We start from the raw sequence: 16,689 nt of genomic DNA on the forward strand, positions 1-16,689 counted from the left end.
CTACTTGAGCGCGGTGGTGAGGAAGGACGTCCACTCGCTCTGGGGGAAGGGCAGATGTCCGGCGTCGGGGTGCTTCGAGTCTCGGATGGCCGCGACGCCGGGGATCTGAGCAACCTCGACGCAGTTCTGGTCCCGGCCGCTGTAGCTGCTCTTACGGAACTCAAGCCGGTGGCTCATGTCTGCTTCTCCAGTGCTGTGACGGCATCGTCGATGAACTTGGCGGACAGGGAGGTGGACAGCGCTACCCCCTGGATGTTGCTGAAGGCAACGTTATACACGTCCAGCTCCTCGGGGCTTTCCAGGACCAGGCCCGTGGTGGCTGTCCCCACGTAGACGATGGGGGTATCCCTCGGTTCAGGGAACTCCAGGATGGTGAAGGAACCCTCCATGCCCAGGTGTTCCCCAGCTGAGTAGGGCAGCACCTGGACATCAATGTTGTGTCGAACGGCGAGGTGGCTCAGGTGCTCCAGCTGTTCCTTCATCACTGCACTGCCGCCTACGAGGCGATGCAGTGCGGCCTCATCGAGTACCGCCGTCATCCGAGGCGGGTGGACTCGGTTGAGGATCTGTTGCCGGTTCACCCGTGCTTCGACCAAGCGTTCGATGTCCTCGTCTGCTGTGGCTCGGCCGCCTCGGAAGATCGCTGACGCGTAGCTGGGAGTTTGGAAGAGGCCGGGGATGAGCTGTGGTTCAAAGGTTCGAATGGCCGCTGCTTCCGCCTCCCAATCCGGCAGGGCGCGCTCGCCGAAGACGTCCTTGTACTTGGACCACCAGCCGAGTTCCTTGGCCTCACGGGCCAGACTGTGCATGCCTTCACGTGTCTCTGGGGCGACCTCATAGAAGTCAGCGAGCGCGTTCAGGTCCGTGTGGCGCAGGCGGCGCGCTTCGGCGGTCTCCATGCGGCCCAGGGTGGAGCGAGGAACCCTGGCGCCCTTGGCCGCAGCGTCAAGCGTGAGTCCGGCTTCTTCCCGCAAGCCACGCAATACATGACCAAGGCGGCGTCGGCGAATATTAGGGCTTTTCTGTGTCATAGGGGACTTCCAATCGGACATAACGGGAGTCTCGCTGGAAAGGCTTGACTCATGGGATTCTCATTCTAGGATGGAATCTAGTTGGAGGCTCACGGTCGGGTTCTTGAGCTGAAGGCTATGACCGGCCCGTTCTGTGCGTCATGGGAACCATGAATCTTCCAACGGGCGTCCGTATTCACCCCTTTTCTTCATTTTTGTGCCAAGGAGTGTGTTCGTCATGCCCGAAACCGCCCTCGCACCAGCCCCCGTGCCCGTTCAGGGCGAGGCCACGGTGCCGCTGGCCAGCTTCATCCGGCCCTTCCAACGCCACTACTTCTCCGGACGGCCCGAGCGGCCCAACTACCGGGCCCGCAGCTACGACTTCGCCGGGGTCCCCGCCCTGATGCCCCTGGTCCGCGCGTTCCTGGACACCTGTGCGGCCGACTGCACCGCTGACTACCGCTACCTGTTCACCCTGCTCGGCAGCGAGCTGGCCAACAACGCCATCCGGCACAGCCTTTCCGGCCGTCCCGGTGGCACCTACACCCTGCGCGTACACCGAAACAAGGAAGGAATGCGCCTGACCTGCTGCGACCGGGGCGGGCTGTGTACCCGCGACGCTCGACTGTCTCCCGCCTCCAACGCACTGAACCCGGGCGTCGAGTCCGGGCGCGGGCTGGCCATGGTGGACGCCTTCGCCACGGACTGGGGCGACAACGGCAACGCCGAGTACCGCACCGTCTGGCTGTACCTGGCCTACGACCTCACCCGCAGCGGCTGGAGCACCGTCGCCCTCAACTGAGCTTCGGACTCCGCCATGTCGATGACATGAGACGGGCCCAGGAGAGCGCGCCAACGCTTCCCGGGCCCTGAATCCCCCAAGAACCCAAACCGCGCATAGGTAAGGAAAAGAGGATCTGATGCGTCACCCTATCCCGCGGCCCCGGCGATCCGACGACTTCCGTCCCCTCCCGAGGCTGCCGCGCCGTCGCCCGCTCGTCGGACCCGTCTGCCCGATGTGTGATCACCGCACCTGCCGGTCCTGCCGGGCCCAGACCCTGCCCCGCCTGGGCGGGCACCGCGCCGAGTTCGCCCTCGAACACCACAAGGCCGCCCGGCTCCAGGCCCGGCACCCGCGCCAGATCGTGTGGTTCGGGGAGAGCACGCAGTCGTTCTGGGTGGCCTCCCGCAGCGGCCTGTACGAGGCGAGGAGCTGGGACGACCTGCTCGCCCACCTGTGGGCGCACGCCCAGGCCGGCCATCCCCGTCTCTGACCCGCAGAGGCTGACACCGGGGCTCCGTTCCCAGCGCTCCCGCCGACCGCGCCGGGAACGGAGCCCCGGGTCTCTGCCCGGTGCAGGGGTGTAGAGGGCTCCACCCCGTCAAATCAGAGCAGGCGTCTCATCGGGGTTTCGGGAAGAGCGTCGTCGAAGGCGATCCACAGGTCCACCGCTGCCTCCAGCGCCTCACGGGTGCGGTGGAAGGCCTTGACGTACTCGAGCTCGTCCGGGTCATTACCGCTGAGATTGAACCAGTCCTCCGCCTCATCACCAGGCGGTACGGGGAACCCGAGTTCTCCCCTCCCCTGAACGTCCATGCTCATGTTGACGACATGTTCCAAACCATTGGGTCCGTTGGAGAAGCCGTAGCTAATCACCGTCCCGGTGAGGAGATCCCGGAACTCCAAAGCCCACTTCACCAGGGACAACTCCTTCTCGAACTTGGTGCACAAGCCGAGTTCGCAGAATGTCGTGGCAACCTGGTCGAACACGTCGTCGATGCGGTGGCGCTCCCGACTGTCCGGGGAGTGCCGGCAAACCCGAGCGCGGGAACGGCGCTCGACCACGATCGCGCCGAGGAGGTCTTCGATCTGCGCGGCCTGCCCGATGATCAGGCCACGCATCTCGTAGAGGGCGGCGACACCTCGGGCCTCCAAGTCGCCGTCATAGGTATAGTCGTCAGGACTGTGCTGGGAATGGGGATCCTGGCGAATCTTCTGGTTCCAGATGTGTTTCCATGAATAGACGCGTTTGTCGAAGTCCATACCTGAGATCCTGGCAGAGATGAACGGCTGCCGGTCAGTCTGTCCCCACCGGGTTCTAGGCTGGCCTCATGGCCGACCACACGGTGCTGCACGCCCCCGCCCCCCGCGAGATCCGCGCCGAACTCGAAGACCTCGTCATCCGTGACCTCCACGGCCCCATCGGGGGTGACGAGCACGAGGAGTTCCCCACCTCCGAGCGGGTGACCGACCGCTACATCCTCGGCAGGCTCGCCCCCAACGGCGCGGTCATCGAACCCGACGAGCAGGACACCCTCGCCGAATCCGGCATCGAGGACTCCGCGGGGAGCGGGGAGGCCGACAGCACCGACCCCGGGGCGGACGTGCCCGCGGCCGCCAGCATGTTCTGCAGCGCCCACGGCTTCACCGTCTGCGTCGAACCCGACACCACCGAGCTGCACGCCCACGCCTCCTGGGCGCACTACGACAAGGTGAAGGCCCCCGAAGGCCGCGCCCGCTTCTACCGCCGATTCCCGCACACCGCCGGCGTCCCCCTCAGCCTGCCGGAGAAGGACGGCCACCTGGGCCCGATCGAACTCGACCCAGAACAGCCCGGGGTGGTGCTGCGCGGACGGGTCCGTACCTACGAGGGCCGCCGACTGGTCACTGTCTTCCTCGTTAACGCCCAGCAGGGCAAGAGCAAGGAACAGCACCTGTGGCTCTTCCAGGCCGAGCTCTCGCTGACCGCCGCCGACGGCACCAGCCCGGTGTTCGTCCCCCGGCCGGAAAACTTCTCCGGTGGTGACCAGCGGGACCGCGACGAACAGCGCAATCTGGCGATGACCCACCGGTTCCACGCCCAGTTCGCGGTCGGCCACAGCGTCGCGGTGGACGTCCGGACCGCCGCGGACGACCCGATGCGCGCGGTCAGGGTCGCCACCAACGCCACTCCCGGATACGAACTGCGGCACACCGACGTCCCCAGCGCCGACAAGGACGAGGACCTGCCCGAGCTGGCCGACCTCGTGGTTGACATGAAGCTCCTCGGGCAGGAGGGCGAGGGCGCTGTCGACCTCCGATCCTCGCTGGACCCGCTGGTCAACGGTTACCGGGCCTGGATCGAGCGGCAGCGTGAACGCATCGACGCCTCCGAGGCCCGGCTGCGACACGACGGCACCGACTTCCGGCGCCAGGCCAAGGCCAACATGGACGAGGCCGAACACGCCGCGAACCGGATCGCCGCCGCCATCGACCTGCTCGAGTCCGACCCGGCCGCGCTCGCCGCGTTCCGGTTCGCGAACCGGGCCATGCACCGCCAGCGGGTGCAGAGCATCGCCGCCGACGGGGACGGCAAGATCGCCATCGCCACCCGGGTGCACGGGGCGGACATTCCGAAGAACCGGAGCTGGCGCCCCTTCCAGCTGGCGTTCCTGCTGCTGAACCTGCCCTCCCTGACCGACCCCGCCCACCCCGAACGCTCCGGGACCGGGCCTGGCGGCAAGCGTGTCGCCGACCTGCTGTGGTTCCCCACCGGTGGCGGCAAGACCGAGGCCTACCTCGGTCTGACCGCCTACACCCTGGCCGTCCGCCGCCTCCAGCACGGGGACGCGGCCCAGGGCGGCAACGCCCCGCACTCCGACACCGGTGTGGCCGTCCTGATGCGCTACACGCTCCGGCTGCTCACCATCCAGCAGTTCCAGCGGGCCGCCGCGCTCATCTGCGCCTGCGAGGTGGAGCGCCGCCAGGACGAGGACCGCTGGGGCGCGGTGCCGTTCCGGTTGGGCCTGTGGGTCGGTGGCCGCGTCACCCCCAACACCTTCGACGGCGCCCAGGACTGGGTCCGGGAGAAGCGGGCCAACCGGGGCGGCGGCGGTCAGGGCTCCCCGCACCAGCTCACGAGCTGCCCCTGGTGCGGATCGACCATCGAACCCGGCAAGCACATCGAGACCGAGGGCCAGGCCCGGCGCACCCGGATCATCTGTCCCGACCTGGAGTGCCCCTTCGGCGACTACCTCAGCCACGGCGAGGGGCTGCCGGTGCTCGTGGTGGACGAGGAGATCTACCGGCTCGTCCCCTCGCTCGTCATCGCCACCGTGGACAAGTTCGCCCAGCTCACCTGGAAGGGGGAGGCCCAGAGCCTGTTCGGTCGGGCCTCCCGGTACTGCACCCGGCACGGGTACCTGGCCGGCCAGATGCACGACAAGGTGTGCGAGGGCTCCCTCCAGCACAAGGCCGTGTCCAAGGGGGTCAACCTGCCCATCGCCAAGGTCGGTCCCGCGTCCGCCGTCCGGCCGCCCGACCTCATCGTCCAGGACGAGCTGCACCTGATCACCGGCCCGCTCGGCTCTCTGGTGGGGCTGTACGAAACCGCCGTGGACCTGCTCGCCGGCTGGGAGTACACAGCTCCGGGCAGCAAGACCCGCCACAAGGTACGGCCCAAGGTCATCGCCTCCACGGCCACCGTGCGCCGCGCCAAGGAACAGATCGGCATGCTCTTCGCCCGCGGCGAGACCCGGATCTTCCCGCCCCAGGGCCTGGACGCCTCGGACACGTTCTTCTCCCGGCAGCGCCCCGTCGACCCCAGCGACGTCCTCGTGCCGGGGCAGAGCGACGACCACACTGCCGCCCACACCGCCGACGGGCGCCGCTACGTGGGGCTGTGCGCCCACGGGGTGCGGATCAAGTCGACCCAGATCCGGGTCTACGTCGCCGTCCTGGCCGCCGCCCAGAAACTGCACCTGAAGTACGGCCACAACGAGATCACCGACCCGTACATGACCCTGGTCGGCTACTTCAACAGCCTGCGCGACCTGGGCGGGATGCGCCGCCTGGTCGACGACGACGTCGCGACCAGGCTCAGCCGCGCCGACCAGCGCGGCCTGGCCCGGCGGCGCGCCCCCTGGGTGGAGGAGCTCACCTCCCGGCGCAACTCCGACGACATCCCCTACATCCTCGACCGCCTCGGGGTCGCCTTCCCCGATGCCGTCGAACAGGCCGCCCTGAACGCCGCTGCCAAGAAGGGCACGGGAAAGGGCAAGGGCAAGCAGGAGGCGAAGGGGCCGCAGCCGCTGGACGTGCTGCTGGCCACCAACATGATCGCCGTGGGCGTGGACGTCTCCCGGTTGGGCACCATGGTCGTCAACGGCCAGCCCAAGTCCACCGCCGAGTACATCCAGGCCACCAGCCGGGTCGGACGCCGACACCCCGGCATCGTCTTCACCGTCTACAACTGGGCGCGCCCCCGGGACCTGTCGCACTACGAACAGTTCGCCGACTTCCACGCGAACCTGTACCGGCACGTGGAGGCGCTGTCGGTCACCCCCTTCGCGGCCCGGGCCATCGACCGGGGCTTGACCGGGCTGCTCATCGCCATGGTCCGCGGCTACGACCCTCTCCTCAACCCGAACGCCGGGGCCGGCCACTTCGACCGCACCGGGCGCACCGCCGACCACCTGGCGGCCGAGGTCAAACGACGGGCCCGTGACGTCACCGGTGACAAGGCCACGATCCGTGCGATCGAAGAGGAGGTCGACCGCCGGTTCGACCTGTGGAACGACAAACGCGGCCTGCAGACCCTGGAGAGCTTCACCCTGGGCTACACCAGGAGCAAGAAGGAGGACGTGGGGCTGATCCGGCACCCCGAGGACGGCCGTTGGGCCACCACCACCTGCCCGACCTCCCTGCGCGAGGTGGAACCGGGGATCCGTCTGGTCCTCGACCCCCAGGACAGCCTGGGCGAGGACAGCCAACATCCTTTCCAGGCCCAGAACGGTGCCGGTGACGACCAGAACGGGGCCCTGCGATGAACAACGATCCCATCCGCGTCGGTGAGCTGCGCACCAGCCAGCTCCTGCACACCTTCGGCATCGGCGCTCTCGTCGACCTGCCGAACCTGTCCGTGGTGGTGCGCGGGCTCGACGCCTGGAAGAGCGCCCACGCCGCACCCCTGCAGGAGGACCGGCTCCTGGACGCGGTCCGACGCAAACTCGGACCCCAGGTCAAGGAGCTGCGCAGCCCTCCCTGGGTACCCTCCACCGCCAACGTCTTCGACGAATGGGCCAAGATCGGCGTGCCGGTGTCCGCCTTCCCCCGTTGGCTGCGCTGCACCAAGTGCCACCGTCTGTCCTCCGCGGACTCGGGCGCCTTCGACCTGATCTCCACCCCCTACAGCCCGGACCGGACCCGCTACGTGCACGGCTGCCGGGGTGAGGGCAACAGACGTCCTGCGGCCGTCCCCGCCCGGTTCGTCATGGCCTGCGAAGCCGGGCACCTGGACGACTTCCCCTGGGTGTACTTCGCCCACCGCGGCCAGGTCCCGGAAGCGGGGGAACACACCCTCAAACTGGTCGAGCAGGGCACCACGGGTGAGGCCGCCAGCGTCCTGGTGATCTGCGAGGGATGCAACGACGACCCGAACCAGGGCGGCGGCCGTTCCATGGGTGAGGCGTTCGGCCCCGAGAACGCGGTGAACCTGCCCCGCTGCCGCGGCCGCCACCCCCACCTGGCCGCGTTCGAGTCCTGCGACCAGGAACCCCGCACCATGGTGCTGGGCGCCACCAACAGTTGGTTCCCCACCCAGATGCGGGTCTTCAGCCTGCCGCAGGGCGACACCGCGCTCAAGGACGCCGTCGCCGAGCACATGACCACGCTCGGGGCGTTGGCGGTTCTGCCGAAGGAGCAGGTGGAGCACACGATCCGGCAGATGGTCTTCTGGGCCGACCTCGACGAGTTCGGCTTCGACGCGGTATGGGACGAAGTCCAGGCCCAAGCGGCCGACGCGCAGTCGGATGACACGGCACCGCCGAGCGAGGACGAGGAGGTGGACCTGGCCGGACCCGAATGGGAGGCCTTCACCCAGCCCAAGGACGTGGACCTGCCCGACTTCACCACCAAGCACGTGGGCAGGGTGGCGAAGAACCACCGCGAGCGCCTGGCGGAGGTGGTGCTGGTGCCCCGACTGCGCGTGGTCAGCGCCCTGTACGGCTTCACCCGGGTGGACGCCCCCGAGTTCGACGTGGTCACCACCGACGACAACCGCATCGCCCCGTTGTCCGCCAAAGCCCCAGAGTGGGTGCCTTGCGCCGAGCAGCGGGGCGAGGGGATCTTCCTGCGCTTTGCCGAGGAACCCCTGGCCGCGTGGGAGTCGGCCCCGGCCGTCAAGGAGCGGGAGAAGCAGCTCACCGGCGGCCATGAACGCTGGCGCCAGGCCCGTAATCTGCCGCCCGCGGACTGGCCGGGGATGCGCTATGTGCTGCTGCACTCGCTCGCCCACTGCCTCATCCGCGAACTCTCTCTGGAGGCCGGGTACAGCGCTTCCGGGATCGCCGAGAAGGTGTACGCGCGCGGCGGATCCGACGCCATGGCGGGCATCCTGCTCTACACCGCCGCTCCTGACAGCGAGGGCACCCTCGGCGGGCTCGTCGCCCTCGGCACCGACCCGGACCGGCTGGGACTGCTCATCGACCACGCCCTGGACGCCGCCCGGCTGTGCAGCTCCGACCCCCTGTGCGCCGAACACGACCCCGACGACCACGCCCGCCTGCACGGGGCCGCCTGCCACGTGTGCCTGTTCGCCTCCGAGACCTCCTGCGAGCGCAACAACCACTACCTGGACCGCACCCTGCTGGTCGACACCATCTCCCAGGACCTGCCTGCCGGGCTCGGGTACTTCCGGTGACCCCGGACTCCGCGAAAGAGACGGAACGTGAACGCTGGGCCCTGGAGTTGGCGAAACTCGCCGGACGGCTGAACCCCACCGTCGCTCGGCGATGGGCCTCTGCCTTGGCGGAGTGCACCGATCCTGGGCAGGTGGAGCATGTGCTGCTCGACGCCCACCCGGTGGCGGGTATGGGCCACCACGCCGCCGACCTGGCCCGGCTCTGGCACCGCCGGCCCCACCTGAGCGGTGAGGCCCTGGGCCTGGCCCTGCTCGGTGCGGCCGCCGTTGCGGAGCGGGCCGACCAACGCCGTTCCAGCGTCGTGGCGACCGGCCCGTCCGGTGGCTCCGCACTGCACAAGAGCGCCGCGCGTACCACTGGCGCCGCACTGGAAGAGGTGATCCGTTCGGCGCGCACGCGGCTGTTGGTGGTGAGCTACGCCCACCACCCCTCGACCCGGATGGTGCAGGAGCTGACCGCGGCGGCCGAGCGCGGCGTGGTGGTGGACGTGCTGCTGGAGGAGAAGACCGGGGCGCTGAAGGCGTTCAAGACCCACTTCACGCACATGACCGATCAGGTCCGGCTGTGGCGATGGCCCGAGGCGCGCCGTGGTGCCAACGGCAAGGCGTCCATGCACGCCAAGCTGGTGGCCGCTGACACCGGAAAGGCATTGGTGGGCAGCGCCAACCTCACCGGGCACGCCCTGCACCACAACATCGAAGTGGGTGTCCTGGTCCGCGACCCGTCCCAGGTCAAGCGACTGGTGAGCCACTTCCGTGCGCTCATGGGGCCTGATGGCCCTATGGAACGCGCCTGACCGATCTTTCTCCGTCTCTCCGGGCCGTGGTTTGGCCACTGGTGATCCGCGGCTCGGGTTTCCGGTGATTTCGGCTTGCAGGTTTCACACCTGCGCGTGCTGAGGACGGGCTGTACGGTCGTGCGGGGAGTCTCGGGCCAAGGAATGCGATTCCTTGACAGGGGCAGATCTGAAATTCTGCTGATTCGCGGTCTTGCCAGGTGCTAGCACCGGGCATTCTATGATGGCTATCCGGATTCCACCCCCTAAGGATCACATGAGAACCTCGCCTGTCGGTCAGGATTTCGATCTTGATGTCCGGTTTCTCGACGGTACTCCTTCGCACCTGGTGGATGTCGCTCGCCGGTACTGGGATCTTCGCGGCCTGGACGAGGCGGGCGCTTACCCCCTCTGGCGGACGCCCGTGCGCGAGATCGACACCAACGGTTGGGGCGGCCGCCACCACCTCTTGGCGGCCGCTGCGAGCAGGGCCGTGGCCAAGGGTTATTTCTGCCCCTCGTGCGAGGAGGAACTCTCCCTGCCGAATCGGACCGCTTTGAACCAGATCCTCGCCGGTGACACCGGGGTGGTCTGTGCGGACTGCCATCCCACCCTCAGCGAGGAAGCGGAGGCATATCGGGATCCTGATGCTGCGGCTCTTCGCCGGGCCGAACGGCGTCGAGAGAAACAATCGCTGAACGAAGCCTACGCCGACGCCGAAGAGCGTTGGATCAAGGCGCACCGGGAAGTTCTGGGGAAAGAGTTCCCTCTCCAACACCACCCCGAAGAGGAGTTCCCGGAGCTCGACGTTCGATGGGATCTCGCCGCACTCGCCGTGGTGCGAAACGCCACCGAGGGCGGGATCATCAACATCAGTGACCACCCGGAGCTGTCCGTGCTCTCACCCGACGGTGAAGACGCGAAGGTGATGGAGGCCTTGCGCCACCACGGGGTGCTTCACGTCCATCCGTCGACCACGGTGAGCTCGCGGGTGTGGAGGGTCACGGCCTTCGGCGATGCCGTCGCTGAAGCCGGGGGAGAGCTGGATGACCTTCCTCCACCTGAGCTGACAGGCCGCTACTACCCGCTGACGACTCGGTTCTACGTTCCGTACGGCGATGACGTTCGGGTAGCGGCGGAGTCGGCGGACACGCGGCTCCTGCGCCGTCTGACACATGCTTTGAAGGATCACCGGCGCTTCGAGGCCCTCGAAGGGCTCCTCACCGAAGTGATCGCCAAGGAGGCCGTGCGTTACTTCGACTACAAGTTGAAGGAGCACAACCTGCCAGGTGTCCCGGAGGAGAAGCGCCCCCGACTGCGGGAAGCAGCGGACAAGCTCGCCCGGGTTCGATGTCTGGGGCAGATCTACTGCGCCTGCTGGATCGCGACCCGGAACGCTGCCGCTGCCGCCCAACGGACTCCTCGTGCTCCTGTGGTGAGCATGACCGAGCACGGGCTCAAGAGCTTCGAGGATCTCGTCCAGGTGATGGTGCGGGACGATACCAAGTACACGAAGGCCTTCAGGGAGGACATCAAGTTCCCTCTGTCAGCCATGACCCGAACCCTGTTCCACACGGTCTTGGACATGCACCCCATGGAGACCGGTCCGGCCCGGATCAGGGAAATGCGGTCCGCGCAGCCCGCGCGGACCGCCCCTGTCCGGAACGAGGTCATCGAACCGGCTCCGGCACCCCCGGTGAGGGAACCCGAGCCCGAACCCGTCCATCCGGAGCTGGACGAGAAGGAATTCCCTTCCGTCGAACTCCAGGCCCGTCGATGGGCGGCCATGACCGAGGCGTGGTCGTGGCAGGACTTCACCGCTGCGTTTCAGACCGTGCGCGAGGACATCTCACTTGTCTGGGACGAGGACCACCCCAGCCACTCCACCCTTCAAGCGGCCACGGGAGCACTGGAAATGCACCTGCTCCAACTCGGCACCTACCTCAAGGAGCGTGAATCCGTCCTGGCGATGGTGCTCGCAGCCGGTCTGTACAGGAAGCTGATCGGAGCTCGTCCCCACGCACTACCCTCCGGAAGGGTGGTCGTGGGTCTGCTGATGGAAGCCCTCGTCCGCCGAGGACCGAAGGAGGACCCCGCAGAGGAGGGCGACGCCGAGTGACCATGCTCCGCCTCACGTGGCGAACGCCGCCACGCTACGAAGCGGCAAGCCCTTGCGCCAGGTTGGGCGGTGCACCGGTGGAGCCGCCGAGAGCAGGGGTAGCAGGCCGATCACAGGACTGGTGAAGCCGGTACTCGACCGCGCCACCGGCCCCTGGTAGCCACGCCCGCGCCCCGAGAGGGCGCGGGCGGCGGGGTAGGGCTGTCACAGCCAGCGGGTGAGTTTCTCCCGCGGAGTGTCCGGGCTTACCCACCACAGGCGGGCCTGCCTGTCCCACCGGGCACTGACCTCGCGCTTGGCCACGTCCTTCTCGCCGAAGGGGACCTTGAGGTACAGGCGGTCGCCCACCACCTCGCCGATACCGGGGGCGTCCGCGGGGGCCACTTGCTCGCTCTGGGCCTGACGGACGTGTTGCAGGGGTTGGTCCCGGCGGGCCCGTTCCACGATGTGCCGGACCCGATCGCAGGCATCGGGGTCGGTCAACCTCATCATCAGGTCGGTGGGCCCGTTGCTCGACAACAGGTTCAGGGAACCGTGCCAGAGCACCGTGCCGTCCAGCACCACGACCTTCTCGTGCATCCGCTCGCGGGGGCGTACCTCGCACCCCTGTTCTTGCAGGCGCCGGATCTGCGCCTCGTGCCGTTCGGCGTTCTTGTCCTGGTTGTCACCGACCGGTCGGGTGAACACGGTGACTCGCACCCCTTGGGCAATGCGCGGGGCCAGGTGCTTGAGCCAGCGTTCGACGGGGCCCTTGTTGAGGAAGGCGCAGTAGATCTCGATGCTCTCGTTGGCCCGGGCCAGGTCCCACTCCAAGGCCCTGGTCACCTCGTCGGCGGGGAAGAAGGCGGGACGGCGCAGCTCCTCCTCGCTGAGGCCGACGAGATCGCCAGCGCTGCGGACGGGAACCAGTTCCTGGGCGGGGATCCGCTGGGCCGACTCCTCCAGGGTGTCGAGCATGATCACGGTCTCGCTGCCCGGACGCAGGTGTTCGCGCAGGTACTCGACGTCGGCGACGACCACGAGGTGGTCCTGGGCCCGGCTCAGTGCCACGTTGAGCAGCCGGGCCGTAGACGAGGACATCCCCGTGCCGCTGTAGAAGAAGCCCGGTGTGTCCCCGGCACCGGCCACGGTGTCCACGATGACCACGGGCCTCTGACTGCCCTGGAACCGGTGCACGGTGTCGGCCAGCCCCTCGTACTCCTGGCCGAACCGGTACTTCAGGCTGCTGCGCAGGTGCTTGACCTGGTCACGATAGGGAGAGATGACCGCCATGCGCTGGTCTGCTGAGACGGGGCCGTCGTGCTTGCGTCCGGGCAGGATCCCGTCGTACTGCAGCCCACGCACCAGCTCGTGGATGACGGCCTCGTGCACCGGGTTGGACTTGTGCCGACCCGCGCCGCCGACATGGACACGGCTGTCGGAGGTGTCTACCAGAACCACCGGTCGGTCCACCAGCGGTGAGTGCGGTAGCCGGGACTGGTCCGAGCGCCCGGTGGCCAGGGGAGCGTCACGGTAGGCGACCTGGTTGACCACGGCACAGATGTCGGGGCGCATACGGTACTGCGTGTTCAGGCCGACCAGGCGCGGATCGTCGTTCACCCGACCGGAGGGGGCGACCAGCCCCGCGGCGTGGAAGACGTCTCGGTCCATCCAGTATCGGGAGTGCTCCCGCTCCTCAGGCTGGAGCGCCCGGGACCCCGAGGCCTGGGTGATGGCGGGCAGTTGCCGGAAGTCCCCGGCGACGATGACACGCTTGTCGGCCAACCCGGCCGCACACCACGCGGAGGGAAGGTCGGCCATGCCGGCCTCGTCGATGATCACGGTATCCACCTCGTCCATGAGGCGGCGGCTCTGCAGGGCCTTCGACAGGGTCGTGCCCATGACCCGGCACCGTGAACGGACCGCCTCCAGCAGTCCGTCCAGCTCCTTCCGAACTTCGGCGAGCTCCGCCTCGGCCTGGCTGATCAGTTCCTCTACGGCCTCAGCGGAAGGAAGGCCGCGGGTGGCTTCCAGAGCGGAGTCCCGTTCCCGGACACGTTCGGTGATCGCCGCGTTGATGTCCTCCAGGCGCGCGACGGCGGCGTCGGTCCGTGACTGGTCCTCCTTGAGGTTGCTGCGCAGACGGTCCCGCTCCTCGAGCAGGCGGGCCAGCCGCTCGGCCTTGCGTTTGGCGAACGGTCCCGAGGGTGTGCCGATCGCCTTGGCGCTCGCGGCCACCTGGTCGAGTTCCCTTTGGGTACGGGTGGTTTGAGCTCGGTGGCGGGAGATCTCGTTGGTGAGTTCCCCCGCAAGGGAACATCCGCTCCCCAACTCCGCCTCGGCTTGGGTGAGGCGTTCGTATGCGAGGCGCTGTGCCGCGGCGGCCTTGAGGGTCTCCTCCAGTTCCTCGGCCCGGGCGGACAGGTCGACGCCCAGTCGTCCGGCGATCATCTCCAGGTCGATCATCGAACCGAACCGTTCCCGGAGCGAGGTGACCTCGATGTCCCCGGCGCGCTGTACCAGACCGGTGTCGAAGTCGTCCTCACCTTCCAACTGTTCGCAGACCCGCTCCAGCGCCTGGTCGACGGCCACCCGGGTGGGGGCCAGGAACAGGATCCGCTCACCGAGGCGATAGGAGCCCTCGGCGATGAGGGAGACCACCGCGGTCTTGCCGGTACCGGGTGGGCCCCAGATAAAGGTGATGTCGCTGCCCAGGGCCTGTTCCACAGCACGGCGCTGGTGTTCGTTCAGGTTCATGTCCTGGTACCCGCTGATGTATCGGTGCGGGCTGGCCAGCACCCCGACCGAGGGATCACCGTCCCCGAGGATCCAGGCTGCGGTGGCCACGTTCACGGGCCCGGGGCGCTGCTCGCAATCCCGGACCCGGTCAGCGAGGGCGGTCAGAGACCGCGTCTCGTCGTCGCGGAGTTGGACGTTTCCGGGGCGGTCACCGAGGTCGGCCTCCGTGGTGACGAGGATCTTCCCGTCGGGGTGGGCTGTGGCCGCGGCGTGCTGCCAGGGGCGGCGAGACCGGGAAAGGCGGACCAGAAGCCGATCGGAGTCGAAGGAGTCCTTCCAGCGGGTGCAGGAGAACAGGTACTCGTGGGGATGGTCGCTGTCGCCGACTCGAACGCGTTCGCCGTCCTTGAGGGCGACCTTCTCCTTGGAGTTGGCGTCGTCGGCCAGATGTGCCCTGACCTCGTGGGCGAGGGCGGTGAGGAACTGGTCGGCGGGTTCGGGGAGTGTGCTCGGGGAAGTCACTGAGCCCTTTCGGCGTCGTCAGCACTGAGGGAACCGGCGTTCAGGAGTATGCCTCAGCAAGGTGACATTCCGGAGGCGTTCTGATGCGGGGAGTTGATGGAGGTCGCCCGCGTGCTGCCTGAAAACAGACAGGATCGCCTCTCGTTCATATGTGCGACTGGGCAATTCAGGTCAGGGCTGACCGTTTGTAGCTTGCGGGCATCAGCAGGTCGGGCACCTGGGCTTCGGTGAACAGCCCTGCCTCCTTGTGGTCGCTGGAGACCACGACCGGGGCGTGAAATTCCACGTGGCATCCGTAGGTGACGATGAAGACGTGTCGGTCCACCTGAGTGACGTGGAACATCCACGAGTCGAGGATCTGTGCCACCCGAACGGGTCAGCCGGTCTCCTCATGGATATCCCGTGCCAGGCACTCCTTGGGAGTCGCCACCCACCTCGATCTTGCCACCGGGCAGCCCCCTCATCGCGCTCGTTGCGCGACAGCAGCACCCGGCCGTCGCGGACGGCGACGCCCTTGACCGGACGGGGAACGTGCGCGGGACGTAGAGGGTGGTGAACACGGGAGGGCTCGCTTTCGAACTCTCGTTGGGCGGTGGCATCGGTCGCGCACTTGCTCATCGCCATCGACGAATCCGAGCTCGGTCGTCACCTTTGGGCAGACGAAAAATTTCAGGACACGAATATTCGGGGTATTCCTGGACCTGGGCGCGGCGCATGCGTAGATTACGGAGCGCAACCCCCTATCGCGGAGGTGCGACCGTGGACATGGTCCAGATCGCCGGTGACTGCAAGGGCGATGACTGCCCCAAGGTGTTCACCACCGACAGGAACTCGATCGTGGTCCAGGGCGACCTGGTCACGAGCCTGGACAGCCCGGACGGTGAGGCCGTCGTCGAGATCCCCCGGAAGGTGTGGGAGGAGGCCGCCCGTGCGTTTGGAAGGTGACGCCTGGCGCGAGTTCTTCGACGCCTTCAAGGACTACGCGTTCCGGCTGGAGACCCTGCCGGTCTACGGGGTCGCCTCCGAGGACGAGGAGTTCCGGCGCTTCCTGGCCGGCGAACCGCGACCGGACGAGGAACTGGCGGACTCCCCGTGGCTGCACCGGGTCCGGAGGTTCACAGCGACCGGGCGCAAGGTGGAGCGCGTCCACGTGGTGACACCGCCGCTGTCGGACTACCTGCGCTACGAGATGGAGTGGGGGTACGACTTCAACATCCTGGCGGGCGAGGACGTGCGGATCCTCGAAACCGACTCCCCGGCGGACCTTCCGTTCCCGGCGCACGAGGACTTCTGGCTCTTCGACGACGAGCAGGTCGTCCTCATGCGGTATGAGGATGACGGCACGCAGATCGACCGGATCCTCCTCGAAGACGCGGATGTCGGAGACTACATCTCCCGCAAGGACGCCGCGCTCCGCATGGGGACCCCCTACGAGCAGTACAGGGCACGACTGAACACATAGTGCTGGAACCGGAGAGCATCGACGGGCGCCGCGGAGAACTGTCCGAGGCGCTTCGTCGTGTGCGCAAAAGAGCGGGATTCACCGGCGAACGACTCGCCTCACGCGTCGGAATGAGCCAGAGCAAGATATCGAAGATCGAAACCGGGAAGATGGTTCCCACGGCGTTCGATGTCGAACGGATCCTGCGCGTACTGAAGGCCACGCCGGAAGAAGTGGAGGAGATCTCCGCTCTGGCGCGCGTAGCCAACACGCAGTACCAGAACTGGCGCTCCTCACTACGGCGCGGGCTGCACCACAAACAGGCGGAGTTGGCGACTCTCGAAGCCACCTCGACGACTGTTTCGTTCCGGGTGTGATGGAGCCTCGGATGGGTGTTGGAGCTCGAACTCAATCGTTAGGGGTG

14 protein-coding genes are annotated in these 16,689 nt (G+C 67.6%); 9 read left to right on the forward strand and 5 right to left on the reverse strand.

Going from position 1 to position 16,689, the window contains the following annotated elements:
• A complete protein-coding gene (locus tag KIK06_RS01355; RefSeq protein ID WP_268641576.1) occupies positions 1-177 on the reverse strand; it encodes a DUF397 domain-containing protein in 177 nt (58 codons plus the stop codon).
• Complete coding sequence (locus KIK06_RS01360) at positions 174-1,031, reverse strand: helix-turn-helix domain-containing protein (protein ID WP_268645821.1); 858 nt, start codon at positions 1,029-1,031, stop codon at positions 174-176. The genes KIK06_RS01355 and KIK06_RS01360 overlap by 4 nt, the downstream gene beginning before the upstream one ends.
• Positions 1,032-1,248: 217 nt before the next feature.
• On the opposite strand from KIK06_RS01360, the gene KIK06_RS01365 reads away from it, so the two are divergent.
• Together KIK06_RS01365 and KIK06_RS01370 are read left to right on the forward strand one after the other, a co-directional pair.
• Positions 1,249-1,812, forward strand: coding sequence for an ATP-binding protein (locus tag KIK06_RS01365; RefSeq protein ID WP_268641577.1), 564 nt, complete (start codon positions 1,249-1,251; stop codon positions 1,810-1,812).
• Positions 1,813-2,026: 214 nt separating this feature from the next.
• The gene (locus tag KIK06_RS01370) at positions 2,027-2,284 is read left to right on the forward strand and encodes a hypothetical protein (protein WP_327084619.1); all 258 of its coding nucleotides are present in this window, start codon (positions 2,027-2,029) and stop codon (positions 2,282-2,284) included.
• Between the two features lie 113 nt (positions 2,285-2,397).
• Here the strand turns inward: KIK06_RS01370 and KIK06_RS01375 are convergent, their stop codons facing one another.
• On the reverse strand, positions 2,398-3,054 hold the full coding sequence (locus KIK06_RS01375; protein WP_268641579.1) for a hypothetical protein: 657 nt from the start codon (positions 3,052-3,054) through the stop codon (positions 2,398-2,400).
• Between the two features lie 68 nt (positions 3,055-3,122).
• Between KIK06_RS01375 and drmA the strand changes: the two genes are divergently transcribed.
• The 4 genes from drmA to KIK06_RS01395 all read left to right on the forward strand — a co-directional run bounded on the left by drmA (position 3,123) and on the right by KIK06_RS01395 (position 11,584).
• On the forward strand, positions 3,123-6,818 hold the full coding sequence (gene drmA, locus KIK06_RS01380) for a DISARM system helicase DrmA (protein ID WP_268641580.1): 3,696 nt from the start codon (positions 3,123-3,125) through the stop codon (positions 6,816-6,818).
• On the forward strand, positions 6,815-8,689 hold the full coding sequence (gene drmB, locus KIK06_RS01385; RefSeq protein ID WP_268641581.1) for a DUF1998 domain-containing protein: 1,875 nt from the start codon (positions 6,815-6,817) through the stop codon (positions 8,687-8,689). Before drmA ends, drmB begins: the two co-directional genes overlap by 4 nt.
• Positions 8,686-9,486, forward strand: coding sequence for a DISARM system phospholipase D-like protein DrmC (drmC, locus tag KIK06_RS01390; RefSeq protein WP_268641582.1), 801 nt, complete (start codon positions 8,686-8,688; stop codon positions 9,484-9,486). The genes drmB and drmC overlap by 4 nt, the downstream gene beginning before the upstream one ends.
• A 256-nt stretch (positions 9,487-9,742) precedes the next feature.
• Positions 9,743-11,584, forward strand: a complete 1,842-nt coding sequence (locus tag KIK06_RS01395; protein WP_268641583.1) for a hypothetical protein — start codon at positions 9,743-9,745, stop codon at positions 11,582-11,584.
• Between the two features lie 204 nt (positions 11,585-11,788).
• Here the strand turns inward: KIK06_RS01395 and KIK06_RS01400 are convergent, their stop codons facing one another.
• Positions 11,789-14,824 (reverse strand): AAA domain-containing protein, encoded by a 3,036-nt coding sequence (locus KIK06_RS01400; protein WP_268641584.1) that lies wholly within the window; start codon positions 14,822-14,824, stop codon positions 11,789-11,791.
• A gap of 166 nt (positions 14,825-14,990) precedes the next feature.
• A complete protein-coding gene (locus tag KIK06_RS01405; RefSeq protein ID WP_268641585.1) occupies positions 14,991-15,167 on the reverse strand; it encodes a hypothetical protein in 177 nt (58 codons plus the stop codon).
• Positions 15,168-15,589: 422 nt separating this feature from the next.
• Here KIK06_RS01405 and KIK06_RS01410 point away from each other — a divergent pair, with 422 nt between their 5' ends.
• The 3 genes from KIK06_RS01410 to KIK06_RS01420 are packed head-to-tail and all read left to right on the forward strand — an operon-like array spanning position 15,590 to position 16,642.
• Complete coding sequence (locus KIK06_RS01410; RefSeq protein ID WP_268645822.1) at positions 15,590-15,769, forward strand: hypothetical protein; 180 nt, start codon at positions 15,590-15,592, stop codon at positions 15,767-15,769.
• A complete protein-coding gene (locus KIK06_RS01415; protein WP_268641586.1) occupies positions 15,753-16,286 on the forward strand; it encodes a DUF6879 family protein in 534 nt (177 codons plus the stop codon). Before KIK06_RS01410 ends, KIK06_RS01415 begins: the two co-directional genes overlap by 17 nt.
• Entirely contained in the window at positions 16,286-16,642 is a 357-nt protein-coding gene (locus tag KIK06_RS01420) for a helix-turn-helix domain-containing protein (RefSeq protein WP_268641587.1), read from the forward strand. Before KIK06_RS01415 ends, KIK06_RS01420 begins: the two co-directional genes overlap by 1 nt.
• Positions 16,643-16,689: the final 47 nt, after the last annotated feature.

The organism is Nocardiopsis sp. EMB25, assembly GCF_026797795.1.
GTDB lineage: Bacteria > Actinomycetota > Actinomycetes > Streptosporangiales > Streptosporangiaceae > Nocardiopsis > Nocardiopsis lucentensis.